Origin of the sequence: Streptomyces sp. NPDC000151 (genome assembly GCF_040301705.1) — a bacterium.
Classification (GTDB): Bacteria; Actinomycetota; Actinomycetes; order Streptomycetales; family Streptomycetaceae; genus Streptomyces.
Map to the genome: position 1 here is coordinate 1 of NZ_JBEPFC010000049.1, position 24,262 is coordinate 24,262.

General features: G+C 71.9%; 26 protein-coding genes. 13 read left to right on the top strand and 13 right to left on the bottom strand.

Annotated features, from left to right (window positions below; genetic code table 11):
• Both ABT381_RS16260 and ABT381_RS16265 read right to left on the bottom strand, forming a co-directional pair.
• Window positions 1-528: RNA polymerase sigma factor (locus tag ABT381_RS16260; RefSeq protein WP_351593815.1), on the bottom strand; the 528-nt coding region annotated here is incomplete at its 3' end.
• 104 nt (window positions 529-632) lie between these two features.
• Window positions 633-1,061: a hypothetical protein gene (locus ABT381_RS16265; protein WP_351593818.1), complete on the bottom strand. Its 429-nt coding sequence runs from the start codon at window positions 1,059-1,061 to the stop codon at window positions 633-635.
• Window positions 1,062-1,258: 197 nt separating this feature from the next.
• Here ABT381_RS16265 and ABT381_RS16270 point away from each other — a divergent pair, with 197 nt between their 5' ends.
• The gene (locus ABT381_RS16270; protein ID WP_351593820.1) at window positions 1,259-3,961 is read left to right on the top strand and encodes an FG-GAP-like repeat-containing protein; all 2,703 of its coding nucleotides are present in this window, start codon (window positions 1,259-1,261) and stop codon (window positions 3,959-3,961) included.
• Between the two features lie 28 nt (window positions 3,962-3,989).
• Here ABT381_RS16270 and ABT381_RS16275 read toward each other — a convergent pair whose 3' ends face one another.
• Entirely contained in the window at window positions 3,990-4,565 is a 576-nt protein-coding gene (locus ABT381_RS16275; RefSeq protein WP_351593822.1) for a hypothetical protein, read from the bottom strand.
• 116 nt (window positions 4,566-4,681) lie between these two features.
• Window positions 4,682-6,346, bottom strand: a complete 1,665-nt coding sequence (locus ABT381_RS16280; protein ID WP_351593824.1) for a beta-N-acetylhexosaminidase — start codon at window positions 6,344-6,346, stop codon at window positions 4,682-4,684.
• A 231-nt stretch (window positions 6,347-6,577) separates the two neighbouring features.
• Between ABT381_RS16280 and ABT381_RS16285 the strand changes: the two genes are divergently transcribed.
• The 7 genes from ABT381_RS16285 to ABT381_RS16315 all read left to right on the top strand — a co-directional run bounded on the left by ABT381_RS16285 (window position 6,578) and on the right by ABT381_RS16315 (window position 12,503).
• On the top strand, window positions 6,578-7,240 hold the full coding sequence (locus ABT381_RS16285; RefSeq protein WP_467754450.1) for a 2-oxo-4-hydroxy-4-carboxy-5-ureidoimidazoline decarboxylase: 663 nt from the start codon (window positions 6,578-6,580) through the stop codon (window positions 7,238-7,240).
• 192 nt (window positions 7,241-7,432) lie between these two features.
• Window positions 7,433-7,813 (top strand): succinate dehydrogenase, cytochrome b556 subunit, encoded by a 381-nt coding sequence (sdhC, locus tag ABT381_RS16290; protein WP_030609578.1) that lies wholly within the window; start codon window positions 7,433-7,435, stop codon window positions 7,811-7,813.
• A 9-nt stretch (window positions 7,814-7,822) separates the two neighbouring features.
• On the top strand, window positions 7,823-8,293 hold the full coding sequence (locus ABT381_RS16295; RefSeq protein WP_031060017.1) for a succinate dehydrogenase hydrophobic membrane anchor subunit: 471 nt from the start codon (window positions 7,823-7,825) through the stop codon (window positions 8,291-8,293).
• 20 nt (window positions 8,294-8,313) lie between these two features.
• On the top strand, window positions 8,314-10,068 hold the full coding sequence (gene sdhA / locus ABT381_RS16300; RefSeq protein ID WP_351593828.1) for a succinate dehydrogenase flavoprotein subunit: 1,755 nt from the start codon (window positions 8,314-8,316) through the stop codon (window positions 10,066-10,068).
• Complete coding sequence (locus ABT381_RS16305) at window positions 10,068-10,844, top strand: succinate dehydrogenase iron-sulfur subunit (RefSeq protein WP_351593831.1); 777 nt, start codon at window positions 10,068-10,070, stop codon at window positions 10,842-10,844. The genes sdhA and ABT381_RS16305 overlap by 1 nt, the downstream gene beginning before the upstream one ends.
• 98 nt (window positions 10,845-10,942) lie before the next feature.
• On the top strand, window positions 10,943-11,755 hold the full coding sequence (locus ABT381_RS16310; RefSeq protein ID WP_351593833.1) for an alpha/beta fold hydrolase: 813 nt from the start codon (window positions 10,943-10,945) through the stop codon (window positions 11,753-11,755).
• Window positions 11,756-11,804: 49 nt separating this feature from the next.
• On the top strand, window positions 11,805-12,503 hold the full coding sequence (locus ABT381_RS16315; protein WP_351593836.1) for a TetR/AcrR family transcriptional regulator: 699 nt from the start codon (window positions 11,805-11,807) through the stop codon (window positions 12,501-12,503).
• Here the strand turns inward: ABT381_RS16315 and ABT381_RS16320 are convergent.
• Genes ABT381_RS16320 through ABT381_RS16330 form a run of 3 tightly spaced genes read right to left on the bottom strand, consistent with a single transcriptional unit; the run spans window position 12,469 to window position 14,565 of the window.
• On the bottom strand, window positions 12,469-12,990 hold the full coding sequence (locus ABT381_RS16320; RefSeq protein WP_351593838.1) for an FBP domain-containing protein: 522 nt from the start codon (window positions 12,988-12,990) through the stop codon (window positions 12,469-12,471). The two genes, ABT381_RS16315 and ABT381_RS16320, sit on opposite strands and share 35 nt — an antisense overlap.
• A gap of 49 nt (window positions 12,991-13,039) precedes the next feature.
• Complete coding sequence (locus ABT381_RS16325; protein WP_351593841.1) at window positions 13,040-14,296, bottom strand: metallophosphoesterase; 1,257 nt, start codon at window positions 14,294-14,296, stop codon at window positions 13,040-13,042.
• Window positions 14,293-14,565: an SCO4848 family membrane protein gene (locus tag ABT381_RS16330; RefSeq protein WP_351593844.1), complete on the bottom strand. Its 273-nt coding sequence runs from the start codon at window positions 14,563-14,565 to the stop codon at window positions 14,293-14,295. The genes ABT381_RS16325 and ABT381_RS16330 overlap by 4 nt, the downstream gene beginning before the upstream one ends.
• A gap of 100 nt (window positions 14,566-14,665) precedes the next feature.
• Here ABT381_RS16330 and ABT381_RS16335 point away from each other — a divergent pair, with 100 nt between their 5' ends.
• Window positions 14,666-15,940, top strand: a complete 1,275-nt coding sequence (locus ABT381_RS16335; RefSeq protein ID WP_351593847.1) for a D-alanyl-D-alanine carboxypeptidase family protein — start codon at window positions 14,666-14,668, stop codon at window positions 15,938-15,940.
• 65 nt (window positions 15,941-16,005) lie between these two features.
• On the top strand, window positions 16,006-16,500 hold the full coding sequence (locus ABT381_RS16340; protein WP_351593850.1) for a hypothetical protein: 495 nt from the start codon (window positions 16,006-16,008) through the stop codon (window positions 16,498-16,500).
• 40 nt (window positions 16,501-16,540) lie between these two features.
• On the opposite strand, the gene ABT381_RS16345 is transcribed toward ABT381_RS16340, so the two are convergent.
• The 5 genes from ABT381_RS16345 to ABT381_RS16365 form a co-directional block, all read right to left on the bottom strand.
• On the bottom strand, window positions 16,541-17,458 hold the full coding sequence (locus tag ABT381_RS16345) for a YihY/virulence factor BrkB family protein (protein ID WP_351593853.1): 918 nt from the start codon (window positions 17,456-17,458) through the stop codon (window positions 16,541-16,543).
• A 96-nt stretch (window positions 17,459-17,554) separates the two neighbouring features.
• Window positions 17,555-18,136: a 2'-5' RNA ligase family protein gene (locus ABT381_RS16350; RefSeq protein WP_351593856.1), complete on the bottom strand. Its 582-nt coding sequence runs from the start codon at window positions 18,134-18,136 to the stop codon at window positions 17,555-17,557.
• Window positions 18,137-18,277: 141 nt separating this feature from the next.
• Complete coding sequence (gene trpS / locus ABT381_RS16355) at window positions 18,278-19,291, bottom strand: tryptophan--tRNA ligase (RefSeq protein ID WP_351593859.1); 1,014 nt, start codon at window positions 19,289-19,291, stop codon at window positions 18,278-18,280.
• Window positions 19,292-19,472: 181 nt separating this feature from the next.
• Window positions 19,473-20,663 carry a glutathionylspermidine synthase family protein gene (locus ABT381_RS16360; protein ID WP_351593862.1) on the bottom strand — a complete coding sequence of 397 codons (1,191 nt, stop codon included), beginning with the start codon at window positions 20,661-20,663 and terminating at the stop codon, window positions 19,473-19,475.
• 29 nt (window positions 20,664-20,692) lie between these two features.
• The gene (locus ABT381_RS16365; protein WP_351593865.1) at window positions 20,693-21,097 is read right to left on the bottom strand and encodes a hypothetical protein; all 405 of its coding nucleotides are present in this window, start codon (window positions 21,095-21,097) and stop codon (window positions 20,693-20,695) included.
• A 338-nt stretch (window positions 21,098-21,435) separates the two neighbouring features.
• Between ABT381_RS16365 and ABT381_RS16370 the strand changes: the two genes are divergently transcribed.
• Window positions 21,436-22,125 carry an esterase/lipase family protein gene (locus ABT381_RS16370; RefSeq protein WP_351593868.1) on the top strand — a complete coding sequence of 230 codons (690 nt, stop codon included), beginning with the start codon at window positions 21,436-21,438 and terminating at the stop codon, window positions 22,123-22,125.
• A 37-nt stretch (window positions 22,126-22,162) separates the two neighbouring features.
• Here the strand turns inward: ABT381_RS16370 and ABT381_RS16375 are convergent, their stop codons facing one another.
• On the bottom strand, window positions 22,163-22,906 hold the full coding sequence (locus tag ABT381_RS16375) for an SDR family oxidoreductase (protein ID WP_351593871.1): 744 nt from the start codon (window positions 22,904-22,906) through the stop codon (window positions 22,163-22,165).
• 108 nt (window positions 22,907-23,014) lie between these two features.
• Between ABT381_RS16375 and ABT381_RS16380 the strand changes: the two genes are divergently transcribed.
• Both ABT381_RS16380 and ABT381_RS16385 read left to right on the top strand, forming a co-directional pair.
• Complete coding sequence (locus tag ABT381_RS16380) at window positions 23,015-23,500, top strand: carboxymuconolactone decarboxylase family protein (protein ID WP_351593874.1); 486 nt, start codon at window positions 23,015-23,017, stop codon at window positions 23,498-23,500.
• A complete protein-coding gene (locus ABT381_RS16385; protein ID WP_351593877.1) occupies window positions 23,497-24,222 on the top strand; it encodes an isocitrate lyase/PEP mutase family protein in 726 nt (241 codons plus the stop codon). Before ABT381_RS16380 ends, ABT381_RS16385 begins: the two co-directional genes overlap by 4 nt.
• The last annotated feature ends 40 nt before the right edge of the window (window positions 24,223-24,262 follow it).

A 24,262-nucleotide genomic window follows, 5' to 3' on the forward strand; every position in this document is an offset into this window, starting at 1 on the left:
CGACGTGCGGACGGCGCCGGGCCGCTTGCCCAGTACGCGGGCGGCGGCCGGGCCGTCGAGGCCGACCACGACGCGCAGCAGCACCGCCTCGCCCTGGTCGCGCGGCAGTCCCGCGATCAGGGCCAGCACCCGTTCGGTCGAGAGTGTCTCCAGGGCCTGCTCGGAGGTGCTGTGCGGGCCCGGGAGCTCGACCAGGTCCGGCTCGAACGCGGCAGCGCGCGGCCGTACCTTCTGGCGGCGCAGCAGGTCCAGCGCCCGGTGCCGGGCGATGGTCGCGGTCCAGCCGCGGAATCCCGCGCCGTCCCCGCTGAACCGCCCGAGGTCGCGGGCGATCTCCAGCCACGCCTCGGCGGCCACGTCCTCGGCCTCGTCGCCGACGAGGCCGCGCAAGTAGCCCAGCAGCCCCGGCTGCACCAGGCGGTACGCGGCCGCGAAGGCGGCCTCGTCCCCCTGCTGCGCCCGTGCCACTGCCGCGCCCAGCTCCCCGTCGTGCGCCTGCACGCGACGGGGTTCCCCTCCCCGGCCCAACCCCGTTGTCCCCTTCTCGGCGGATCCGCGGCGTCCGCGGCGGCGCGGTACGGATCAGGGCACCTGTGCCTCCATAGTCATCAGCGTCCGAGCGGACGGAAATGTCACAGTGCCGCGCCGGCGCGGCCCCGGCCGTGCAGCTGGAGATAGAAGGTCCGCAGCGAGTCCTCGGTGCCGAATTCGAAGCGGTTCACCACCCGCCCCAGCGGGTTCCACACCCGCCCGTCGGGCATCCGTACGCCGACCGGCTGCCCGAAGTGCGCGCGCTGCGCCTCGTCGAGGTCGACCCACACGGCACCGGCCTGGCGGACCAGCACCTCGCCGACGTACGCGCCGAGTCCGAAGAGCGCGTCCGCGGGCCGCGCCCGCCCCGTACCGCCCTTGCGCAGCCCGTCGACGAGGAAGTCGGCCACCCGCAGGCTGGCCACGGTGTAGTCGAGCGGCAGCCGGTTCCGCGCCGTCACCCGGGCGACGAACGCCGCCGCCCGGCCGCGCATCTCCGCCGCCGGCACCTGTCTCGCGGCCTCGTCCATCTGCTCCCCCTCGGCTGGACCGGATACCGGGAGGCCCGGTCCGGTTTCCCACAAGACCCAGCGGACGCGGACCGCGAATCATCACAGGACACGCCTCCATAGTGCGTTTTGCCCCGCAAAGTCCGCTCACTGGAGTGGACATCGTGCCCTGCGGTATAACCAGCCGGTTTTCTCGCCGATCACTGAGGAGTGGGCACGTGAGCCCTCGAAGACCGCGCACGTCGCGCTTGCCGCGCACGTCGCACGCGTACCGGCCGATGAGCCTGAGCAGCAGGGTGTGGGTGACGGCCGGTGCCGTCCTGCTGGGCGGCGCGGGGGTGGCGACGTACGCCGTCGCCGGTCCCGCGGGCCCCGACGGGAAGGCCCGCAAGCCCGCGGTCCACGACGTACGGCTGGCCGACCTCGGCTCGGGCCGCAAGGGCCTGCCGAAGCGGGACACCGACCGGTTCAGCGCCGTGATGGTGTCCTGGAACGACCCGCACGCCAAGGTGAAGGGCGTGCCCGAGGTGCGCTACCGCGCCGCCGGGACCGACGAGTGGTCGGGCTGGACGAAGCTGCCGGACGACCCGTACTCCGCGGACGGCGCGGAGGCCGAGCGGGCGGGGACGCGCGGCGGCACCACCTCGGTGTGGACCGGTGACGCGGACGGCGTCGAGGTGCGGCTGGTGCGCGCGGACGGCTCGGCGGCCCCCGGGCAGCCGGCCGGCCTGGAGGTGAACCTCCTCGACCCCGGTACCGGTTCCGGGCCGGCGACGGCGGCGTACGCGGCCCCGGCGGCGTACGCGGCTCCGGCGGCGTACGCCGAGGACCCCACGGCCACCCCCACCGCCCCGGCGGACGGCACCGCCGCCCCCTCGCCCTCCCCCACGGCACCGGCCACCGGCACGCCCTCCGCCACCCCGACGGAGACGGCCACCGCGACGCCCTCGCCCGCGCCCACCTCGACGGTTCCCGCGCCGCGCCCGTCGACGGTGGTGAAGCCGCCGGTCATCACGCAGCAGGAGTGGGGCGCCTCCACGGACTACGACGGCACGCCCTCGTACGGCACCGAGATCAAGGCCGCCGTCATCCACCACACCGGTGTCGACAGCGACAACAAGATCTCCTGCGCCGAGTCCCGGCAGCGGATGCGGACCATCCAGCAGGAGCACTTCACCCGCGGCTACTACGACATCGGCTACAACTTCGTCGTCGACAAGTGCGGGCAGATCTTCGAGGGCCGCAGCGGCGGCATGGAGCTGCCCGTCACGGGCGCCCATGACATCGGCTTCAACACCAACACGGTCGGTATCTCCTACATCGGCAACTACATGAGCGCCAAGCCGAGCCGGGCCGCGCTGGACGCCATCGCCCGGGTCGTCGCCTGGAAGTTCGGGATGTACGGGATCGACCCGCGGGGCAAGGTCACGCTGACCTCGGGCTCCGACAAGGACGTCGACGGCAACAAGATCCCCAAGGGTCAGTCCGTCGAGCTGCCGCGGGTCTTCGGCCACCGCGCCACCAACACCACCCTGTGCCCCGGCGACTACCTCAACGACAAGCTGGGCCTGATCGCCGACCTGGCGGCGAACCCCGGCGTCTCGCACGCCCTGGCCACCTCCGACGTCGACCGGGACGGCATCAGCGACCTGGTCGCCGGCACCCCGAAGGCGTCCTCGGGCGGGCGGGTCACCGTGCTGCCGGGCGGCATCAACGGCCCGGTGGCCGCCAAGAAGACCGCGCTCACCCAGTCCAGCGCGGGCGTGCCCGGCGCGAACGAGTCCGGCGACCAGTGGGGCGCCGCGACCGCCTGGGGCGACCTGAACGGCGACGGCTACGCGGACCTCTCGGTCGGCTCCCCCGGCGAGGACGACTCCTCCCACGCGGACCGCGGCGCGGTCACCCTGCTGTACGGCCCGGCCCTGAACACCGGCACGACCATGCAGCTCGGTGACGGCTTCTCGTACACCGGGGCCAAGTTCGGCTCCGCGGTCGCGGTCGGCGACTTCGACGCCGACGGCAAGGCGGACGTCTTCGCGGCGTCCACCGGCACCGGCGGCACGTGGGCAGCGCGGTACAGCAAGGGCGGTGAGGACGCCTCGACGATCAGCACGGCGTCCGGCGCGCTGGCGTACGCGGACGCCGCCTCCGGCGACTTCAACCGCGACGGCTACGCGGACGTGGCGCTCAACTACCGCGACACGGGCCTCATCGGCCGCGTCGTGTGGTTCAAGGGCGGCGCGAACGGCCTGACCAAGGTGGGCACGCTCTCCGTGAAGGGCGGGCGTTCGATCGCCGCGGGCGACGTCAACGGCAACGGTTACGACGACATCGCCATCGGCCAGCCGTACACCTCGGAGTCCGGCGCGTACGCGGGCGGCCAGGTCACCGTGGTCCCCGGCACCGCCACCGGCTTCACCACCACCGGCATGAAGACCGTCCACCAGGACACCACCGGGGTCCCGGGCGCCGCCGAGTCGGGCGACGCGCTGGGCTGGTCGGTCTCGGTGGGCGACTACGACGCCGACGGGTTCGCGGACGTGCTGGCGGGCGCCCCGAATGAGGACACCACCCGGGACGGGACCAACCGCAGCAACTCGGGCACCTCGCTCCTGCTGCGCGGCACCTCGACCGGCCTCACCGGAACCGGCGCGCTCTCCCTCCACCAGGACACCAGCGGGGTGTCCGGCGCGACCGAGACCGACGACAAGCTGGGCTCCGCCGCCTCGCTGACGGACCTCTCCGGCTACGGCCGCGCCGACCTGACCCTCGGCGCCGAGGGCGAGGACGCGGGCAACGGCACGCTGCTGCACATCCCGAGCAACAGCACGGGCGTCAGCCCGTCGCAGGCCGTCTACTTCGGCCTGACCCAGCTCGGTACGCCGACGGGCGCCCGGCTGGGGCAACAGCTGACGCCCTGATCCGGTACCGGCCCCGGAAGCCTGCGGCTCAGACGGCGCCGCGTGCCTGTCGCGAGACCACCGCGCGCAGCACGCGGCGCCCCTCTGCGGAGACCTCCACCGCCTGCCGCAGGCCCGCCGAGCCGTGCCCGGCCAGCAGTTCCAGGATGGTCGTCTGGCGCCGGACCTCGGCCTCGACCAGCGGGGTCATGCCGTCCGTACGGCCCGCGCGCCGGTCCTCCAGGGTGTCCGCGCCCTCGTACGGCTTGCCGGCGGCATCCAGCAGGTGGTGGAGGTGGAGCGCCGTGCCGGAGCAGGCGTCGGCCCAGGCGCGGAGCGCCTCCTCGTCGGAGCCCGTGGCCGGTGCGGCGTCGAGCATCCGGCGGGCCAGTACGGCCGGCTCGGTCCCGTCCGGCGCCCCGTCCGCGGGGCCCGGCGGCAGCACGGCCCGTACCGCCGCGAGCTGGGTGCCCCACTCGGCGCCGTCCGCCGTCAGGCTCGCCCACAGCGGGCGCAGCGCGTCGTCGTCCGCGCCGAGCAGCGGCAGGCAGCGGTCCAGGCAGGCGAGGCCGCTCGCCGCGAGCCCGCGCGCATCGGCCCGCGCGAGCAGTTCCACCAGGCTCATGACGTACGCCTTCCCTCCGCACCCGGCACTTCCTTGCTGGGAGTACTGCGTGCCGGGGCGCGGGAACGTCACAGCGGACCGGGACGAAGCGGCATGAAGGCGTACGTCCGGGCTTTTCAGCGCGTGGGTGCCACCGTCGCCGCCCGGGCCTTGAAGTCCGTCCAGGACAGCGACGGCTTGCGCGGGTCCCAGACCTTTTGGGCCAGCGCGGCGAGCGGCAGCCGGATGCCGCGGGCGACCTGCTCGGTGGTCTGGGACTGGGCGAGGTCGCACCAGACGCCGAAGCGGGCGCCGGGGACGCGGTCGGGCCCGGCCAGCGAGGCCGGGACCGCCTTGCTGCCGCGCAGCACGGCCGGGGTCCACTCCTTGTAGATGCGCTCGCCGGTCGGGTACGTGAAGTCGTTCGGCTGGCCGAGGACGTAGTAGAGGTACTCGTCGTTGAGGTTGACGACCGTGCGGCCCTCCTTCAGGAACGCGGCCGGGTCGTTCGCGCCGATCTCCTTGCCGGTCCAGTACGCCACCGTGCGGTCCTTGTCGGGGGTGACGACCTTGCTGTCGTGGAAGCCGTCGTTCCAGGCCTCGACGTGCCGCACGCCCGCCTTGCGCAGGGTCTTCTCGCGGTCGTTGAGCCAGCCGGTCGTCAGGTCCTGCACAGTGGCCTTGGCGCCGTACTTCTTGGTGGCGGCGCGCGCGAGCTGCGGATAGGTGGTGCCGGGCGACTTCACGGTCAGGGCGCGGTACTCGTCGCCGCCCAGGTGCCAGCGCGGCCCGGGCACGCCCTCCTCGGCGAACAGCTTGGCGTACTCGCGCAGCAGGTCGTCGACGATCTGCGCGGCCTTGGGCTGCGAGATGTCGATGGCGCCGCGCTGACTGGTACCGGCGGCGCTGCGCAGCTGGAGCGAGGGGTGCTTGTCGATCACGGCGCCGAGGTGGCCCGGGGAGTCGATCTCGGGGATGACGGTGATGTGCAGCTCGCGGGCGAGCTTCACCAGGTGGCGGACCTGGGCCTTGGTCAGGTGGTCCGGGGAGACGATCTCCGGGTGACTGGAGCTCTCGATGCGGAACGCCTGGTCGTCGGAGAAGTGCAGCTGGAGCTGGTTGAGCTTGAGGTCGGCCATCTCCCGGACGCGCTTTTCCAGCCAGTCCGCGCTGAAGTGCTTGCGCGCGGTGTCGACGAGCAGGCCGCGCTGGGCACGGTCGGGCCGGTCCTGGATCGTGCCCTCGGGGACGCCGCCGGAGGCCCGTACGGACTGCACGACCGTGCGGGTGGCGTTGAAGATCCCGGTGTCGGTGGGCGCGGACAGGGTGAGGCGGGTGTCGCGGGCGGTGAGCGTGTACGCCTCGTCGGCGGTGCTCGCGGGGGCCGCGTTGTTCTGGTCCGCCGCCTTGCCCTTGCCCGAGAGCGTCAGCTCGACGTCGCCGGGGCGCGCGTCGTCCTTCCAGGACAGCTTCAGGCCGCCCAGGTCGGCGGCGAGCCGGCGGGCCTCGTCGGCGACCGGGCTGTTCCGGCCGGCGGGCACGACCACGCGGGCGTTCTTCGAGACGCGCCAGCCGGTGCCGTCGGCGGCCTTGAAGCCGCGGACCGCGGGGATCGTGCGCGGGGGTCCCTTGACCGCGGCCCAGCGGGGCGTGGGCGCTGCGGAGGACGCGGCGGACGTGGGCGACTTGGAATCCTGGTTTCCGGTACCGCTGCCGCCGCCGTGCTGCGCGGAGCTGTCCGAGCAGCCGGTGATGGTCAGGGCCGAGGCGGCCAGTGCCACCCATGCCGTCAGCTTCCTCATCTACGCAAACCTCCCTTTCCAGGGCGAAGTATGGCCAGCTAGAGAAATGTCCCGTCCACTACGCGCGCGAAAGCTCTCTCATCCGGGTGAAATTCGCGCATCCGTCGGACAGAAGGCGACTTGCGTCGTTACGGTGACGTCTCGCCCGCCCGTCACCCACCTCCATCCCCGGAAGACGGCGCGAGCGCCGACAGGCCCTCCTTTCCCAGGGCCCTCGCCGCCCCCGACGGCGTGCCGGCCCCGCCGGAGTCGTCCCGGTCCCGCGCGCCGCGCGCGCTGTCCCTGCTGCCCGAGGAGATCACGCTGTCCAGTGAGCCCCCGGCCGCCCCGCCGACCACGCTGCACGCTCCCCCCTCCGGCATACCTTCGCAGAAGTGCCGGCCGCGCCGGACGCCTCCCGACGGCGCGTCCGGACTCGACCGCTTCAATTCGGCCGCCGCCGGCGCCGCCGAGGCCGCGCTGCTGGCCTGCTGCGGCAGCCGCCGCTGGGCCCGCCGGATCGCCGCGCACCGCCCGTACCCCGACCTGGAAGCGCTGCTGGCCGCCGCCGACGAGGCCAGCTACGACCTCAGCCCGGGCGACCTCGCCGAAGCACTCGCCGAGGAGTCCCTCTCCCCGCAGCCGCTCGCGGGCGCCCGCGGCCGAGGCACCCTCGCGGCGCACACCGCGCTGCGCGCCGCGCACGCCGAGTACGAGCGCCGCTTCCGGCACGCCTTCGTGATCTGCCTGGACGGGCTGCGCGAGGAGGAGCTGCTGGACCGCGTGCTGAGCGGGATCAGGGACCGGCTGGGGCACGAGCCGGACGAGGAGCGCGCCATCGCCGCCGACGAGCTGCGCCGGATCGCGCGGGGGCGGCTCGCCCATCTTGCGGGTGTTGCGGGCGAAGGTCCGTGATTTCCGTATTCCTCCCTGTCCGTCGGCCCGTCCGATAGCCCGTCCGTGCTTGTTTGATCACACCTGAGGACCCCGGCGGGAGGAACCGACAAGTCGTCGCTACGATGGCCAGGGCCGGTGGACCGTACCCGGCCGGGCCAGACCGACAGTGAAGCCGGCAGGCCCCAGTCCCCGCTCCCGGAGGGTTTTTCCGTGCCGGCTGGAACGCTGTATCGCGGCCGGGAAGGTATGTGGTCCTGGGTGGCTCATCGAGTCACCGGCGTCCTCATTTTCTTCTTCCTGTTCGTGCACGTGCTCGACACCGCTCTCGTCCGTGTCTCCCCGGAGGCCTACGACGACGTCGTCGCCACGTACAAGACGCCTCTCGTCAACGTGATGGAGTACGGCCTCGTGGCCGCCATCCTCTTCCACGCGCTCAACGGCCTGCGCGTCGTGGCCGTGGACTTCTGGTCCAAGGGCACGAAGTACCAGAAGCAGCTGCTGTGGACCGTTGTCGGTGTCTGGCTTGTCCTGATGGCCGGCGCCTTCTACCCCGTGCTGCAGCACACCCTGCGCACGCTGTTCGGGAGCTGATGAAGCGCGATGTCCTCTGCTGAGACGACTCCTGTGAACGACTCCGTGTCCCTGTACGACGTGGACAACCCGGCTCCCGTCATCGAGCCGCCCCGCGCCCGTACCAAGAAGACCCCGCGGTCGACCCGGACCAACTTCGAGCTGTACGGCTGGCTGTTCATGCGGCTGTCCGGCATCGTGCTGGTCGTCCTGGTCCTCGGCCATCTGCTGCTCCAGCTGGTGCTGGACGGCGGCGTGAGCAAGATCGGCTTCGCCTTCGTGGCCGGTCGCTGGGCCTCGCCGTTCTGGCAGGCATGGGACCTGATCATGCTGTGGCTGGCGATGCTGCACGGCGCCAACGGCCTGCGTACGGTCATCAACGACTACGCGCAGCGGGACAACACCCGCTTCTGGCTGAAGATGCTGCTGTACGCCGCCACGGTGTTCACCGTCCTTCTGGGCACGCTGGTGATCTTCACCTTCGACCCGAACATCCGCTAAAGCCGGGGCTGACTGGAACAATGAAGATCCACAAGTACGACACCGTCATCGTCGGCGCGGGTGGCGCCGGCATGCGCGCGGCCATCGAGTCGACCAAGCGCAGCCGCACCGCCGTCCTGACGAAGCTCTACCCGACCCGCTCCCACACCGGCGCGGCGCAGGGCGGCATGGCCGCCGCCCTCGCCAACGTCGAGGAGGACAACTGGGAGTGGCACACCTTCGACACGATCAAGGGCGGCGACTACCTGGTCGACCAGGACGCCGCCGAGATCCTGGCGAAGGAGGCCATCGACTCGGTCCTGGACCTCGAGAAGATGGGCCTGCCGTTCAACCGCACCCCGAACGGCACGATCGACCAGCGCCGCTTCGGCGGTCACTCCCGTAACCACGGTGAGGCCCCGGTCCGCCGGTCCTGCTACGCCTCGGACCGCACAGGCCACATGATCCTCCAGACGCTGTACCAGAACTGCGTCAAGGAGGGCGTGGAATTCTTCAACGAGTTCTACGTGCTCGACCTGCTCCTGCAGGAGGTCGACGGCGTCAAGAAGTCCGCGGGCGTCGTGGCGTACGAGCTGGCCACCGGCGAGATCCACGTCTTCCAGGCGAAGTCGATCATCTTCGCGTCCGGCGGCACCGGCAAGTTCTTCAAGGTGACCTCCAACGCACACACGCTGACCGGTGACGGCCAGGCCGCGGCCTACCGCCGCGGGCTGCCGCTGGAGGACATGGAGTTCTTCCAGTTCCACCCGACCGGCATCTGGCGCATGGGCATCCTGCTGACGGAGGGCGCCCGTGGTGAGGGCGGCATCCTCCGCAACAAGGACGGCGAGCGCTTCATGGAGAAGTACGCGCCGGTCATGAAGGACCTCGCGTCCCGTGACGTCGTCTCGCGCTCCATCTACACGGAGATCCGCGAGGGCCGCGGCTGCGGTCCCGAGGGCGACCACGTCTACCTCGACCTGACCCACCTGCCGCCGGAGCAGCTGGACGCCAAGCTGCCCGACATCACCGAGTTCGCGCGGACCTACCTCGGCATCGAGCCCTACACGGACCCGATCCCGATCCAGCCGACCGCGCACTACGCCATGGGCGGCATCCCGACCAACGTCGAGGGCGAGGTGCTGGCCGACAACACCACCGTCGTGCCGGGCCTGTACGCCGCCGGCGAGGTCGCCTGTGTCTCCGTGCACGGCGCCAACCGCCTCGGCACGAACTCGCTGCTGGACATCAACGTGTTCGGCCGCCGCGCGGGCATCGCCGCCGCGGAGTACGCGCACGCCAACGAGTTCGTCGAGCTGCCCGAGAACCCGGCCAAGCAGGTCCAGGACCAGGTCGAGCGGCTGCGCGACTCCAACGGCACGGAGAGCGTGACCAAGCTCCGTACCGAGCTGCAGGAGTGCATGGACGCCAACGTGATGGTGTTCCGCACCGAGCAGACGATCAAGACGGCGGTCGAGAAGATCGGCGAGCTGCGCGAGCGGTACCTGAACGTGTCCGTCCAGGACAAGGGCAAGCGCTTCAACACCGACCTGCTGGAGGCCATCGAGCTGGGCAACCTGCTCGACCTGGCCGAGGTCATGGCGGTCTCGGCGCTGGCTCGCAAGGAGTCCCGCGGCGGTCACTACCGCGAGGACTACCCGAACCGCGACGACGTCAACTTCATGCGGCACACCATGGCGTACCGCGAGGTCGGCGCAGACGGCAAGGAGTCGATCCGCCTCGACTACAAGCCGGTCGTCCAGACCCGCTACCAGCCGATGGAGCGTAAGTACTGATGAGCACCCCCACGCTTGACAAGCACTCGGCGGCGCTGGACGCGGCCGAGAGCACCGCCGCCCAGAAGATCACCGTCACCTTCCGCATCCGCCGGTTCAACCCGGAGGTCTCGGCGGACGCGAGCTGGCAGGACTTCCAGCTGGAGCTGGACCCGAAGGAGCGCGTGCTCGACGGTCTGCACAAGATCAAGTGGGAGCAGGACGGCACGCTGACCTTCCGCCGCTCCTGCGCGCACGGCATCTGCGGCTCCGACGCCATGCGGATCAACGGCAAGAACCGGCTGGCCTGCAAGACGCTGATCAAGGACATCAACCCTGAGAAGCCCATCACGGTCGAGGCCATCAAGGGCCTGACGGTCCTGAAGGACCTGGTCGTGGACATGGAGCCGTTCTTCCAGGCGTACCGCGACGTGATGCCCTTCCTGATCACGAAGGACACCAACGAGCCGACCCGCGAGCGGCTGCAGACCGCCGAGGACCGCGAGCGCTTCGACGACACCACCAAGTGCATCCTGTGCGCCGCGTGCACCTCTTCGTGCCCGGTGTTCTGGAACGACGGCCAGTACTTCGGCCCGGCGGCGATCGTCAACGCGCACCGCTTCATCTTCGACTCGCGTGACGAGGGCGGTGAGCAGCGCCTGGAGATCCTGAACGACAAGGACGGCGTCTGGCGCTGCCGTACGACCTTCAACTGCACGGACGCCTGCCCGCGCGGTATCGAGGTCACCAAGGCGATCCAGGAGGTCAAGCGAGCGCTGATCACCCGGCGCTTCTGATCTCGGCCTGAGCCTGTGAAGAGCCCCTGTCCGGTTTTCGTACCGGACAGGGGCTCTTCGCGTAGGTACGCCCGCCGTGCCGGGGAATGCTCAGTCGTATGACGAACGACACCGCCCCCCTCTCCCCGCACCGGCCCCTGCCTCCGCTCTCCGCCACCGTCACCGGTTCCGGCCCGGGCATCGTCCTGGCCCACGGCGCCACCGGCAGCATCGACGACAACTACGCCCGCCTGTTACCGGCGCTCGCCGCCTCCCACACCGTCGTCGCGCCCGACTACCCCGGCTCGGGCCGCACCCCGCGCGCGGCCGGGCCGCTCACCCTGGACGGCCTCACCGACGCGGTCGTGGACGGCGCGGTCGCCGCGGGCCTGGAGACCTTCACCCTGGTCGGGTACTCGCTCGGCGCGGCCGTCGCCGTCCGCACCGCCACCCGCTACCCGCAGCGCGTCAGCGGCCTCGTGCTGACCGCGGGGCTGGCCGTCCCGGACCGCCGCATCGACCTCTGGCTCGCGCTCTGGCAACGCCTGCTGGCGCAGGACGACTACGCGGGCCTCGCGCTGGCCCGCACGCTCAGCGGCTGGTCCCCCGGCCGCCTCCAGGACCTGCCGCACGCCGACCTGGACGCACTGCTGGACCCCTGCCCGGAGCTGGTGCCCGACGGCTCGGCGGACCAGGCGGCGCTCGTACGGACCCTGGACACCCGCGCCGACCTGCCGCGGATCGCCGTCCCGACGCTCGTCATCGCCACCCTCCACGACCAGCTCGTCGACCCCGCACACTCCCGCTATCTGGCCGAGCACATACCCGGCGCGCAGTACGCCGAGCTCGCGGCCGGCCACGTGCCGATGTACGAGTGCCCCGAGGAGTGGGAGCGGCTGATCACCGGCTTCCTCGCCGCGCACGGCCTCTAAGCAGCCCCTGCGGTCCCCCGCGTCCCGGCCGCTCACTTAGGGTCGGGGCGTGGACGACGCGAAGCAGGTATCCCGGGGAGAGCAGACGCGGGCGCTGATTCTGGCCACCGCGATGCGGCTCTTCGAGGAACGCGGTTACGACCGGACGACGATGCGGGCCATCGCCCAGGAGGCGGGCGTCTCCACCGGCAACGCGTACTACTACTTCGCCTCCAAGGAACACCTGATCCAGGGGTTCTACGACCGGATCGCCGAGGAGCACGCGGCGGCGGCCCGCGAGGTGCTGGCCACCGAGGACGGGCTCGCCGACCGGATCCGCGGGGTGCTGCTGGCCTGGCTGGACGTGGCGGCGCCGTACCACCGGTTCGCCGCGCAGTTCTTCAAGAACGCCGCCGACCCCGACAGCCCGCTCAGCCCCTTCTCCGAGGCGTCCCGCGGCCCCCGCGAGGCCGCCGTCGCGCTGCACCGCGAGGTGCTGGCGGGCGCGGGCGTGAAGGCGGCGCCCGAGCTGGCCGAGCAGCTCCCGCGGCTGCTGTGGCTGCACCAGATGGGCCTAGTGCTGTTCTGGGTGTACGACCGGTCGCCGGACTGCGCCCGCAGCCGCGCGCTGGCCGCCCGTACGGCGCCGCTGATCGCCCGCGCCGTCGCCGCGTCCCGCTACCGGCTGCTGCGCCCGCTGGTGCGCGAACTGACCGATCTGCTGGACGACTTCCTCACGCCCGGCCCCGACCGGCCTCCGTCTCGGTGACCTTGTCGAGGAACGCGTCGAGGTTCAGGGTCATCCTGGCCACCTTGTCCTCGACCGTGAGGTGCTCCTCGTAGCGGCTCGCCAGGTCCGGCTGCTTCTTGCCGCGCAGGTAGAGGGAGCAGGCGAGGTCGGCGCAGACGTAGGCGCCGACGGTGTTGCCCTGCCGGCCCGCGGCGCCCGCGCGGCGGGCGGCGAGGAGGCTGACGCCCGAGCCGCCGTGCCCGGTGAGGCAGAAGGAGCAGACCGTGGTCTTGGTGAAGGTGCGGCGGACGTTCGTGGGGCGGCGCAGCGTGACGCCGAGCGGGCCGTCCGCGCGCGGCACGACGAGATAGGCCCGGTCGGGCGCCTGGGGGTCCCGCCAGCCGAGGAAGTCCAGGTCGGCCCACGGCAGTGCGGCGAGCCCTGCGGGGAGGTTCAGCCGCTGCGCCTCGCCCTTCGAACAGTTCACGAAGGATGCGCGGATGTCGGGTTCTGCCAGCGGGTCCATGATCCTGAAGCTAACAGGCGGTACGGACGGGCGTCGCCCGGTTTTTCTGCTACGCGTGCAGGGACGCGAGCTGGACGACCGTGACGTCCGGCGGGGCGCCGACGCGGACCGGCGGACCCCAGGCGCCCGCGCCGCGGGTGACGTAGAGCTGGGTGTCGCCGTAGCGGTCCAGGCCCGCGACGGTGGGGTTGGCGGTCGCCGCGATCAGGTTGCCGGGCCAGAGCTGGCCTCCGTGGGTGTGCCCGGAGAGCTGGAGGTCGACGCCGTGCCGTACCGCCTCGTGGATCATCACCGGCTGGTGGGCGAGCAGCACGGAGGCACGGGACCGGTCGCGGTCGCCCAGGGCGCGGTCGTAGTCCGGCCCGTCGGCGTGATTCTCGCCGGAGATGTCGTTGACGCCGGCGAGGTCGAAGCCGGGCAGCTCCACGCGGGCGTTCTCCAGCGGGTGGACGCCCAGCTCGCGTACGTGGTCCACCCACGCGTGCGCGCCGGAGAAGTACTCGTGGTTGCCGGTGACGAAGTACGCGCCGTGCCGGGCGGTCAGCGCGCGCAGCGGCTCCGCGGCCGGGCCCAGGTCCGCCACGCTGCCGTCGACGAGGTCGCCGACGATCGCGATCAGGTCGGGGTTCGCGCGGTTGACCGTGTCCACGACCCGCTGGGTGTGCGCGCGGCCCAGGACCGGGCCGAGGTGGATGTCGCTGACGACGGCGATGCGGAAGCCGTGCGCGGCGCGCGGCAGCTTGGCGAGGGGCACGGTCACCCGCTTCAGGCGCGGCCCGCTGAGCACGCTGTACGTGCCGTACCCGACCGTCGCGGCGGCGGCGGCCGACGCCCCGACGGCCACCGAACGGGCGACGAAGAGCCGCCGGGAGGGGGCGGCGGGGGCGACGGCGGGAGGCGCGCTCCCGGCCGCCACGTCGCCGCCCGCGCCTGCGGGCACCGGCTCCGACTCTCGTACTGGCTCCGGCACTCTTACCGGCTTCGGCACCGCCTCGCGCACCCGCACCCGCAGCCACACCGCGCGTACCACCTCGCCCGCCAGCAGGGCGAGGGTCAGGTAGAGCACCAGGGCGAGCCAGAGGTAGCCCGGCCAGGCGAGGAGCTGCTGGAGGCGGAACGGCGCGCCCGCGCGGGGCGCGACCAGCGCGCCGACGGTGAGCAGCGGCAGCAGCACGGCGAGCACGGTGCCGGTCCGGCGCGCGGCCCCGCCGCGGGCGGTCGTGTCGCGGACCAGGCGGCGCCACAGGTACCAGTGGACCGCGCCGAGCAGCGCGAAGATCGCCGCGACGACCAGGAGGAAGATCACGTACCGGACTTCTCGCCCGCCGGGGCCGCGGCGCCGCGCCGCAGGGCCCGTACGCCACGGAACCCGATCACTCCGATTGCCGTCCCCAAGAGAAAGGACGTCACGGCGAGCGCCAGATGCACCCAGAAATAGGCAGTCGGGTCACCTGCGTCATCGAAGGCGAGACCACTTCCGTCCTTGACCAGATTCTTGACGAAAGTGATCCAGATGAACCAGCTCCAGACCCCGAAGGCGAGCAGGAACCAGGAGACGGGGCGCGAGAGCTTCATGCCTTCCAGTATGAGCGGCGGGTCCGTAGGGCTGTCGTCAGGGGCCGTGTCGCGCGGGGCGGCGACGGCAGCGCCGGGCACGGCGGGTACGTTCACCGTCGTGCCGACGATCTCTCCCTCCGCCACCCCGTCCCCCACCCGCCGCCGCACCGCCCGTACGACCGCGGCCGCCGCCCTGGTGTGCGCCGCGCTGACCGCACCGCTGGCCGTGGCCGCACCTGCCCACGCCGACGACGCGAAGCCCTCGAAGACGCCCACGCCGCCCGCCGCGATGTCCGCGGTCGGCGGCGACCTGCTGGCGAAGCCCGGCACGCAGGTCCGGCTGAAAGACGGCGCCCCGAAGCTGCCCAAGGGCCTCTCCGCGCGCTCCTGGATCGTCTCCGACCCGGAGACCGGTGACGTGCTCGCCGCGCACAACGCGCACTGGCGGCTGCCGCCCGCCTCCACGCTGAAGATGCTCTTCGCCGACACCCTGCTGCCGAAGTTCCCCAAGACCGAGAAGCACAAGGTCGCGCCGGAGGACCTGGCGGGCATGGGCGAGGGCAGCAGCCTGGTGGGCATAAAGGAGAACCAGACCTACACGGTCCACGACCTGTGGCTGGGCGTCTTCCTGCGCTCCGGCAACGACGCGGTGCACACCCTCGCCGCGATGAACCACGGCGTGCCGCAGACCGTCCGCGACATGCAGGCGCACGCGGACCAGCTCAACGCGCACGACACGCACGTCGTCACCCCGGACGGCTACGACGCGAAGGGGCAGGTCTCCAGCGCGTACGACCTGAGCCTGTTCGCCCGCTCCGGGCTGCAGAACGCCGACTTCCGGGAGTACTGCTCGACGGCGTTCACGCAGTTCCCCGGCGAGCAGAAGAAGGGCAAGAAGCGCGAGACCTTCGGCATACAGAACACCAACCGGCTGCTGACCGGCGCGTTCGGCATGAAGCCGTACAAGGGCATCGCGGGAGTGAAGAACGGCAACACCACGAACGCGGGCTCGACCTTCACCGGCGTCGCGCAGCGCGGCGACAAGGTCCTCCTCGTCACGGTCATGAACCCGGCCAAGAAGGACCTCAACGAGGTCTACAAGGAGACCGCCGCGCTGTTCGACTGGGGGTTCGCCGCGCGGGACAAGGTCGAGCCGGTGGGGCGGCTGGTCGGCCCGAAGAGCGAGGAGGGCGACGCCGGCAAGCACAGCACCGCCAAGCAGCACGGCAAGCAGGGCGCGGCGCACCTGGCCGCCACGGAGGGCGACGGGCGGAGCGGCGCGTGGGCCGCGCTGGGCATCGCGGGCGGCGCACTGATCGTCCTCGGCGCCGTAGCCCTCACGGTCCACCGCCGCTGGCCCCTCCCGGACCTGGTACGACGCCGGGGGCGCTGAGCCGTCCCCCCGAGGCCACGGCCATGCACCGACCGCACGCACAGGACCACCGAGAGGATCCGCTGATGAACCGTTCCGAGGCGAGCCGGAAGAAGAACGTCAAGCAGGTCGCTGCGGTCATCGCCCTCGTCGGATTCCTTGCGGTATCGCTGTGGCTCGGTGACGAGCTGTGGGATCTGGCCGTGTACTGGCCGGCTACCGGCATCGGATTCGGCGTCACCGTCGGCGTGCTGCTGCCGATCACGTTCACGGCCGCCAAGCGCTCCTTCCGCCGGGTCAACCCGGCCGAGGGTGAGCGCTCGCCTCGATGGGCCGTGGCCGGCATCGCGTGGGCGGCCGTGGCCGTGGTGAGCGGGATGGCCGTCTCCCGCGCGATCCCCGGAAGGAGGACCTCCTCGAAGCCCTGCACCAGCGAGTGGGCGCCATGCTGGGTGAACCACCTCTATCCGGGCGCCTTCCTCGTGGTACTCGGCAGTTTGGCCGCGACGGCGGCCATCATGACCTGGGGGCCGAGCTGGATGCCCAAGCTGCGCGGCCAGTCCCGCCGGCTCCGCCGGTAACCGCCGAGGCCGGCGCGGCGGCGCGGCGGCCCGGGAGGCGCTACGCGGCGTCCTCCGCGGCCCCGCCGGACCCGCCCGGGGTGGCGGCAGGCACCTCCACCGGCTCGTCGGCCGGTTTCTGGGTGGCCGTCCAGGCTGCGCAGAAGACCAGCAGCTTCGCGGTGAAGTTGATCCACAGCAGCAGCGCGATCGGCGTGCCGAACGCGCCGTACATGTTCTTCGACGCGACGCCCTGCAGATAGCCGCTGAGGGCGTACTTCAGTACCTCGAAGCCGACCGCGCCGATCAGTGCCGCGACGGCCACGGCGCGCCGCGGCGGCTCCGCGCCGGGCAGCTGGGTCAGGACGTACGCCAGCAGCAGGAAGTCCGCGAGCACGGCGATCAGGAAGCCCGCCAGCTTCAGCAGGACGCTGCCCGCGCCGTCCTCGGGGATGCCGATGGCCTGCGCCACCCGGCCCACCGCCGCCGAGGCGAAGACCGAGCAGGCCAGCGAGACCAGCGCCACCCCGCCCAGGCCCAGCAGCAGCGCGCCGTCCCGGGCCTTGGCGAGGAAGAAATTGCCGTCCTCGTCGTCGTTCTCCCACACCGCCCGCAGGCAGTCCCGCAGCGACTGGACCCAGCTCACGCCGGTGAAGAGCAGCGCGGCACCGGCGATCACCCCGACCGTGCCCGCGTTGTCCACCAGCGAGCCGATGTCCAGCTGCCCGGCGATGCCGGGGACCTGGTCGGCGAGCCGGCCCTGGAACTCGCGCAGCTGCGCGTCGCTGAGCAGCGCGGCACCGATGGCCGCCGCCACCGTGAGCAGCGGAAAGAGCGCCACGAAGCTGGTGAAGGTGAGGGCCGCTGCCAGCCGGGTCCAGTGCACGCGGTCCATCCGCTGGTACGCCCGCCACAGGTGGGTGCGCATCAGCCACACCACCGCGGGTCCGATCAGCGGCAGCCTGGTCAGCCACTCCATGAGCCGCGGGTACCCCTTCCCGTGCCGTTGTCCCCCATCCGGCGGAACCCTAGCTTCCGGATCGCCGCGTACGGCGCAGACGCGCCAGGGCCGGGATTACCGGGAGGGCGCCGGCGGCCGGGTGAGGTCGGCCTGCCGCGGCACGCCGCCGACCGGCGCGCCGAAAGGGTACTCGCGCTCCAGCCGCCACACGCCGTCCGCGCCCTGCTGGTACAGCGCGAAGCCGCCGATCGTCCACGCGGCCTCGAAGTCCGCCAGCTCCCGCTGGGCCCGGTCCATCTCCTCCTCGGACGTGCCGTGCGCGACGGTGACGTGCGGGTGGTACGGGAACTGCAGCTCACGGGCGCACGGCCCGGACGCGGCGCGGATGCGCTCCTGCAGCGCCGTGCAGCCCGCCATGCCGTCGACGAGCTTGACGAAGACGACGGGCGAGAGCGGCCGGAAGGTGTCCGTGCCCTTCAGGCGCAGCGTGAAGGGCCGGAAGTCCGCCGCGACCTCGGCGAGGTACTTCTCGACCCGCGGCAGATCGGCGGGGTCGGCCTCGGTGGGCGGCAGGAGGGTGACATGAGTGGGGATGGCGTGCGCGGCCGGATCCCCGAAGCGCGCGCGCTGCTCCTGGAGGAAGCGGCCGTACGGCTCCGGGACCGCGATCGAAACGCCGAGCGTTACGGTCCCCACTGCGTTCTCCTCCCTGAAACGGATGGTGTCCCCGGATGCCAGTGTGCCGGGTGCGCCGCCTTTACGGCGAGCGGCGTCGGTCCTGCCGTCGGCGGGACCTTGGCCCCCTGTGCGGGGGCCGCGGCGCGTCCCGGCGTGCTGTCAGTGCTTGGCGGGCAGGAAGCCGATCCGGTCGTACGTGGTGGCCAGCGTCTCGGCGGCCACCGCGCGGGCCTTCTCGGCACCCTTGGCCAGGATCGAGTCCAGCGTCTCGGGGTCGTCGAGGTATTCCTTCGTACGGTCCCGGAAGGGTGTGACGAAGTCGACCATCACCTCGGCCAGGTCGGTCTTGAGCGCGCCGTACATCTTGCCCTCGTAGTCCTTCTCCAGCTGCGGGATGTCCGTGCCGGTGAGGGTGGAGAGGATGGTCAGGAGGTTGGACACGCCGGGCTTGGCCTCGCGGTCGAAGCGGATCACCGTGTCCGTGTCGGTCACCGCGCTCTTGATCTTCTTGGCCGTGGCCTTGGGCTCGTCGAGCAGGTCGATGATGCCCTTCGGCGAGGACGCCGACTTGCTCATCTTGATCAGCGGGTCCTGAAGATCCTGGATCTTCGCGGTCTCCTTCACGATGTACGGATTCGGAATCGTGAAGGTGTCACCGAAGCGCGTGTTGAAGCGGTCCGCGAGGTCGCGGGTCAGCTCCAGGTGCTGGCGCTGGTCCTCGCCGACCGGGACCTGGTTGGCCTGGTACAGCAGGATGTCCGCGACCATCAGCACGGGGTATGTGAAGAGGCCGACCGTCGTGCGGTCCTGGCCCTGCTTGGCCGACTTGTCCTTGAACTGGGTCATCCGGGACGCCTCGCCGAAGCCGGTGAGGCAGTTCAGCACCCAGCCGAGCTGCGCGTGCTCCGGCACGTGGCTCTGGACGAAGAGGGTGCAGCGCTCGGGGTCCAGACCGGCGGCGAGCAGCTGGGCGACCGCGACGCGGGTGTTCGCGCGCAGCTCCTTCGGGTCCTGAGGCACGGTGATCGCGTGCAGGTCCACGACCATGTAGAAGGCGTCGTGGGACTCCTGGAGCGCTACCCACTGGCGGACAGCGCCGAGGTAGTTGCCGAGGTGGAAGGAGCCGGCGGTGGGCTGGATACCGGAGAGCACACGCGGACGATCGAGAGCCATGCCACTCATTCTCTCAGGTCCCCGGCCCGTCCTGGCCGCCGGTGGGAATACCGGCAGGTACGGGGCGGACGACCGGCGGGTACAGGGTGGACGACGGCACGTACGCGGCGGGCGACCGGCTGGCGTCACGGAGCGCAGCGGCCACTGCCACGGAGAGTCCGGCCTGCTCCGTAAGACACCCCTAGCGGATCACGTGCGGCAGGAAGCGGGCGTACTCGTCCGTGACCAGCCCCGACGACTCGCGGATGCCCAGGCCCGCCGCCTCGTCCTCGACGACCCACGCGCCGAGCACGACACGGTTGCCGTCGAAGTCGGGCAGCGGGGCCAGTTCCTGGTAACAGACCGGCTCCTCCCGGACGGCGGTGTCCTCGGCGCCCGGTCCGTGGACGGTGACGCCCGCGCCCTCGCGGCCGAGCAGCGGCTTGGCGACGTACCCCGTCGTACCGGCCATGTCGCGCGGGCCGTCGAGGTAGGCGGGCAGCAGATTCGGGTGGCCGGGGAACAGCTCCCACAGGACGGCCAGCAGCGCCTTGTTGGAGAGGAGCATCTTCCAGGCCGGCTCGATCCAGAGGGTGGAGCCGGTTCCGCCGCCGTTGTCGAGGGTGTCCAGGACCTGCGGGCCGAAGCGGTCGGCGGCCAGCCACTCCCACGGGTAGAGCTTGAAGCAGGAGCGGATGAACTTCAGCCGCTGGTCGACGAAGCGGCCCGAGAGCGGGTCCCAGCCGATCTCCTCCATGGAGATCGCGACCGTTTCCAGGCCGGCCTGCTGGGCGGTCTCCTCCAGATAGGCGACGGTCATCAGGTCCTCGCCCAGCTCGTCACCGGCCGAGTGCGCGAAGTGCACGGGGGCGCCCGGCGGCAGCAGCTTCGCCTGCCGCCGCCATGCCTCCACCAGCCGTTCATGCAGCGAGTTCCACTGGTCGGCGCCGGGGAAGCGGTCCTCCATCCAGAACCACTGGGCACTGGCCGCCTCGACGAGGGAGGTGGGGGTGTCGGCGTTGTACTCCAGCATCTTCGCCGGCTGTCCACGCCCGTCGTAGCGCAGGTCGAACCGCCCGTACACGGAAGGGAGTTCGGCTCGGCGGTACCAGGACTCGGCGATCAGGGCGCACAGCCGCGGGTCGGTGATGCCGAGGTCGGCGAAGCGCCGGTGCTCGACGATGTGCGCGGCCGCGGCCAGGCACATGCCGTGCAGCTCCTCGACGACCTCTTCCAGGGCCTCGACCTCGGGGAGGTCGAACTCGTAGTACGCGCTCTCGTCCCAGTACGGACGCAGCGAGTCGTCCGGGAACCGGGTCAGGGGGTAGATCACCCCTTGCGCTTCGACCGTCTCCTGCCAGTCGGGGCGGGGGTCGATGAGGTGGCGTCGCATGGTCCTGGTCCGCTCGTCCGCTCGCCCGCTCAGCCGCCGAAGGAGCCGTGGTAACCGCCGCTGTGCGAGCCGCCGGAGCCCGAGCAGCCGAAACCGCCCCGGTCCACGGCCTGGCTCCGGCTGAACGTCCCGTAGTCGGCCCGCCGGCCGTCCACGTCGGCGTCGTAGTACCACTGCCCGTCGACCGGGCGGCCGGAGCCGTACCCGCCGCTCTTCATGCCGCCCGAGGATCCGCCCTTGCCGCCCGTGCTGCCGTGGCTCGTGCAGTTCTTGGAATCGACGATGCGGTATCCGTTGAGCGCGTCGTAACTGCTGCGGTCCACGCAGCGCTTGTCGGGCTCGGAACCGCAGGAGGTGAGGGCCGCGGCCAGCGCGCCCATCCCACCCAGGATCACCGTGCTCGACCGCAGCCTCCGCCGTGCCTTTTCCGCCATGGTGCGTCGTCCCCCGTAGAAGCGATTGTCGTGCTCCCGCCAGCCTAGATGATCGAGTCCGATGTACTCAGTGGCCGTAGTCCGCCCGGCCGGCCGACGAGAAGAACTCGGCGCGCGCGTCTTGACGGTTGTTCCCTACGCGCCAGTAGGCTCACGCCACCCCTCGAACGGCACCGGTGTCCTCCCCACGCGGCTGCGGCGAACCGTCCCCACGGAATGCCCCCGCGTGTCCCGCAGGAATCTCCCGTGACCCGGGAAATTGCGATTGCCCAGCGCTGTCCCCCTCCGCGCCTGATGCGCTCCTGAGCGCTTTCCGCACCCACTCCGGGAGACTCCCCGTGAAGAAATCCCTCGTGGCCATGGCTGTCGCCGCGACCGGCGCCCTCGTCGCCCTCCAGGCAGCCGGTCCCGCCGCGGCGTCGAGCGCCTCCGCCTTCGGCTCCTCCAGCAACCCGGTCCTCTTCGTGCACGGTTACAGCGGCAACGGCAGCAACTGGAACACCATGGCCGACCGCTTCAGAACCGACGGCTGGCCGTCCTCCTACCTGGACCAGTGGTCGTACGACTCTCGGCAGTCGAACGCCACCACCGCCCAGCAACTCGCCACTGAAGTCGATCATTTGCTCGCCGCCACCGGTGCCGCCAAGGTCGACATCGTCAGCCACTCCATGGGAGGGCTTGCCTCGCGCTACTACCTGAAGAACCTCGGCGGGGCATCCAAGACCGACGCCTGGGTGTCACTGGGCGGTCCGAACCACGGGACCGACAGCGCCAACAGCTGCTTCGACACTTCCTGTACCGAGATGCGCATCGGCTCCGGCTTCCTGAACACCCTCAACTCGGGCGACGAAACCCCCGGGTCGCCCCGGTACGCGACCTGGTGGTCACCGTGCGACACGGTGATCAATCCGGACAGTTCCGTGGCGCTGTCCGGAGCGTCCAACACCGAGACCGCCTGCCTCGGCCACACCGAGCTGCTCAGCGACGCGACGGTGTACGCCCAGACCCGGGACATGATCAACAACTGATCCCCATCCCGGCCTCGGTCCGCGACGGCCTCCAGGCTCACCGCCCGCCGGCCACCCGCAGGACCGTGCCCGTGGTGTACGAGGCGTCCGGGGAGAGCAGCCAGGTGATGGCGGCGGCGATCTCGTCGGGGGCGCCGGCGCGGCCGAGGGGGATGCCGGGGGCCGCCTGGGCGGCGCGGTCGGGGGCGCCCATGGCGGCGTGCATGTCGGTGTCGGTGATGCCGGGGGCCACGGCGTTGACGCGGATGCCGTCGGGGCCGAGTTCCTTGGCGAGCCCGACGGTCAGCGCGTCGAGGGCCGCCTTCGAGGCGGCGTAGTGGACGTAGTCGCCGGGGCTGCCGAGGGTGGCGGCGGCCGAGGAGACGTTGACGATGGCGCCGGTCCGGCGCGGGGCCATGACCTGGGCGGCGCGGCGGCAGCAGAGCAGCGCGCCGAGGACGTTGACGTCCAGGACGCGGCGGAGCACGGCGGTGTCGGCGTCGGCGAGCCTGCCGAGCGGTCCGGTCACGCCCGCGTTGTTCACCAGCCCGGTGACCGGGCCGAGCCGCTCGGCCGCCGCGTCGAACAGCCGGTCCACGTCGGCCTCTTCGGCGGTGTCGGTCCGCACGACGACGCAGCGGGCCCCGGCGGCGCGTACCCCCTCGGCGGTACGCTCGGCGGCCCCGGCGTCCTGTACGTAGGACAGCGCCAGGTCGTGGCCCGCGGCGGCCAGCCGAATGCAGGTGGCGGCACCGATGCCGCGGCTGCCGCCGGTGACGAGGGTGACGGGGCGCACGGTCATGGTGAACTCCTCGGCGGGCGGCGGGCGATCGCCCCGACAGGGCGAATTCCCCGGCGAAGGCCGGGAAGGACCCTACCCAGCGGCCAGGAGCGTCGTACGGTCGGGCCCATGACGACGAACACGACGACGGGCGGGGGCGCCGGCGCGTCCGGCCCCCGCCTGAACTGGGCGGAGCTCGCCCCCGATGTCTTCCAGGCCATGGTCCGCCTGGAGACGGCCGCCAGGAAGGGCCTCGACCCCACGCTGGTCGAGCTGGTCAAGATCCGCGCCTCGCAGCTCAACCACTGCGCGTACTGCATCGACATGCACATCACGGACGCCCGCAAGGCAGGCGAGACCGAGCAGCGGATCTACTTCCTGAGCGCCTGGGAGGAGGCCGCCGGCGCGTACACGGAGAAGGAGCGGGCGGCGCTCGCGCTCACCGAGGCCGTCACCGTGCTCACCGACGGATACGTGCCGGACGAGGTGTACGAGCGGGCCGCCGCGCACTTCGAGGAGGCCGAACTGGCCCGGCTGCTCGCCCTGATCACCACCATCAACGCCTGGAACCGCTTCGGCGTGACCTGCCGGCTGACCCCCGAGTCCCTCGCGTGAGCGCCGCGGCGCTGCGCGCCCTGCACCTGCGCCGGGCGCCGGAGAACCCGCTCGTACTGCCCGGCCCGTGGGACGCGGCGAGCGCGCGGGTCTTCGCTGAGGCCGGGTTCGAGGCGCTGGCCACGCCGAGCGCGGGGATCGGCGAGTCGCTGGGGTACGGGGACGGGCACACCCCGCCGGACGAGATGTTCGCGGCGATCGCCCGGATCACCCGGGCCGTCGACGTGCCGGTCACCGCAGACGTGGAGGCCGGGTACGGCCTGCCCGCCAAGGAGCTGGTCGAACGGCTGCTGGACGCGGGCGCGGTGGGCTGCAATCTGGAGGACTCGGACGCGGCGACCGGCACCCTGCGCGATCCCGAGCGGCAGGCCGAGTGGCTGGCCGAGGTGCGGTCCGCCGCCGGGGACGCGCTGGTGATCAACGCCCGTATCGACACCTTCCTGCGCGGGGAGACCGGGGCCGCACCGGCCGTGGCGCGCGGTCTGCGGTACGTCGCCGCGGGCGCCGACTGCGTGTACCCGATCCTCGCCCCGCCGGAGCTGCTGGCCGAGCTGGCCGACGCCATCGGCGCACCGGTCAACGCCCTCGCGGTGCCGAACGGCCCGTCCCCCCGCGCCCTGGGCGCCGCCGGCGCCTCCCGCGTCACCTTCGGCGGCGGACTCCAGCACCGGGCCATGGAGACACTGCGCGCGGTGGCGACGGAGCTGCGGTCGGGCAGCTGAACGCAAGGCGCGGCCGCCTCCGTACGAGTCCGTACGGAGG

Excerpts from the sequence above, each read along its gene's own strand:
- ABT381_RS16360 (WP_351593862.1), bottom strand. The coding sequence starts at position 20,663 with ATGCGACGCCACCTCATCGACCCCCGCCCCGACTGGCAGGAGACGGTC.
- sdhA (WP_351593828.1), top strand. The coding sequence starts at position 8,314 with ATGAAGATCCACAAGTACGACACCGTCATCGTCGGCGCGGGTGGCGCC.
- ABT381_RS16265 (WP_351593818.1), bottom strand. The coding sequence starts at position 1,061 with ATGGACGAGGCCGCGAGACAGGTGCCGGCGGCGGAGATGCGCGGCCGG.
- ABT381_RS16305 (WP_351593831.1), top strand. The coding sequence starts at position 10,068 with ATGAGCACCCCCACGCTTGACAAGCACTCGGCGGCGCTGGACGCGGCC.
- ABT381_RS16320 (WP_351593838.1), bottom strand. The coding sequence starts at position 12,990 with ATGGACCCGCTGGCAGAACCCGACATCCGCGCATCCTTCGTGAACTGT.
- ABT381_RS16375 (WP_351593871.1), bottom strand. The coding sequence starts at position 22,906 with ATGACCGTGCGCCCCGTCACCCTCGTCACCGGCGGCAGCCGCGGCATC.
- ABT381_RS16275 (WP_351593822.1), bottom strand. The coding sequence starts at position 4,565 with ATGAGCCTGGTGGAACTGCTCGCGCGGGCCGATGCGCGCGGGCTCGCG.
- ABT381_RS16380 (WP_351593874.1), top strand. The coding sequence starts at position 23,015 with ATGACGACGAACACGACGACGGGCGGGGGCGCCGGCGCGTCCGGCCCC.
- ABT381_RS16345 (WP_351593853.1), bottom strand. The coding sequence starts at position 17,458 with ATGGAGTGGCTGACCAGGCTGCCGCTGATCGGACCCGCGGTGGTGTGG.
- ABT381_RS16330 (WP_351593844.1), bottom strand. The coding sequence starts at position 14,565 with ATGAAGCTCTCGCGCCCCGTCTCCTGGTTCCTGCTCGCCTTCGGGGTC.
- ABT381_RS16365 (WP_351593865.1), bottom strand. The coding sequence starts at position 21,097 with ATGGCGGAAAAGGCACGGCGGAGGCTGCGGTCGAGCACGGTGATCCTG.
- ABT381_RS16310 (WP_351593833.1), top strand. The coding sequence starts at position 10,943 with ATGACGAACGACACCGCCCCCCTCTCCCCGCACCGGCCCCTGCCTCCG.
- ABT381_RS16295 (WP_031060017.1), top strand. The coding sequence starts at position 7,823 with ATGTCCTCTGCTGAGACGACTCCTGTGAACGACTCCGTGTCCCTGTAC.
- trpS (WP_351593859.1), bottom strand. The coding sequence starts at position 19,291 with ATGGCTCTCGATCGTCCGCGTGTGCTCTCCGGTATCCAGCCCACCGCC.
- ABT381_RS16280 (WP_351593824.1), bottom strand. The coding sequence starts at position 6,346 with ATGAGGAAGCTGACGGCATGGGTGGCACTGGCCGCCTCGGCCCTGACC.
- ABT381_RS16340 (WP_351593850.1), top strand. The coding sequence starts at position 16,006 with ATGAACCGTTCCGAGGCGAGCCGGAAGAAGAACGTCAAGCAGGTCGCT.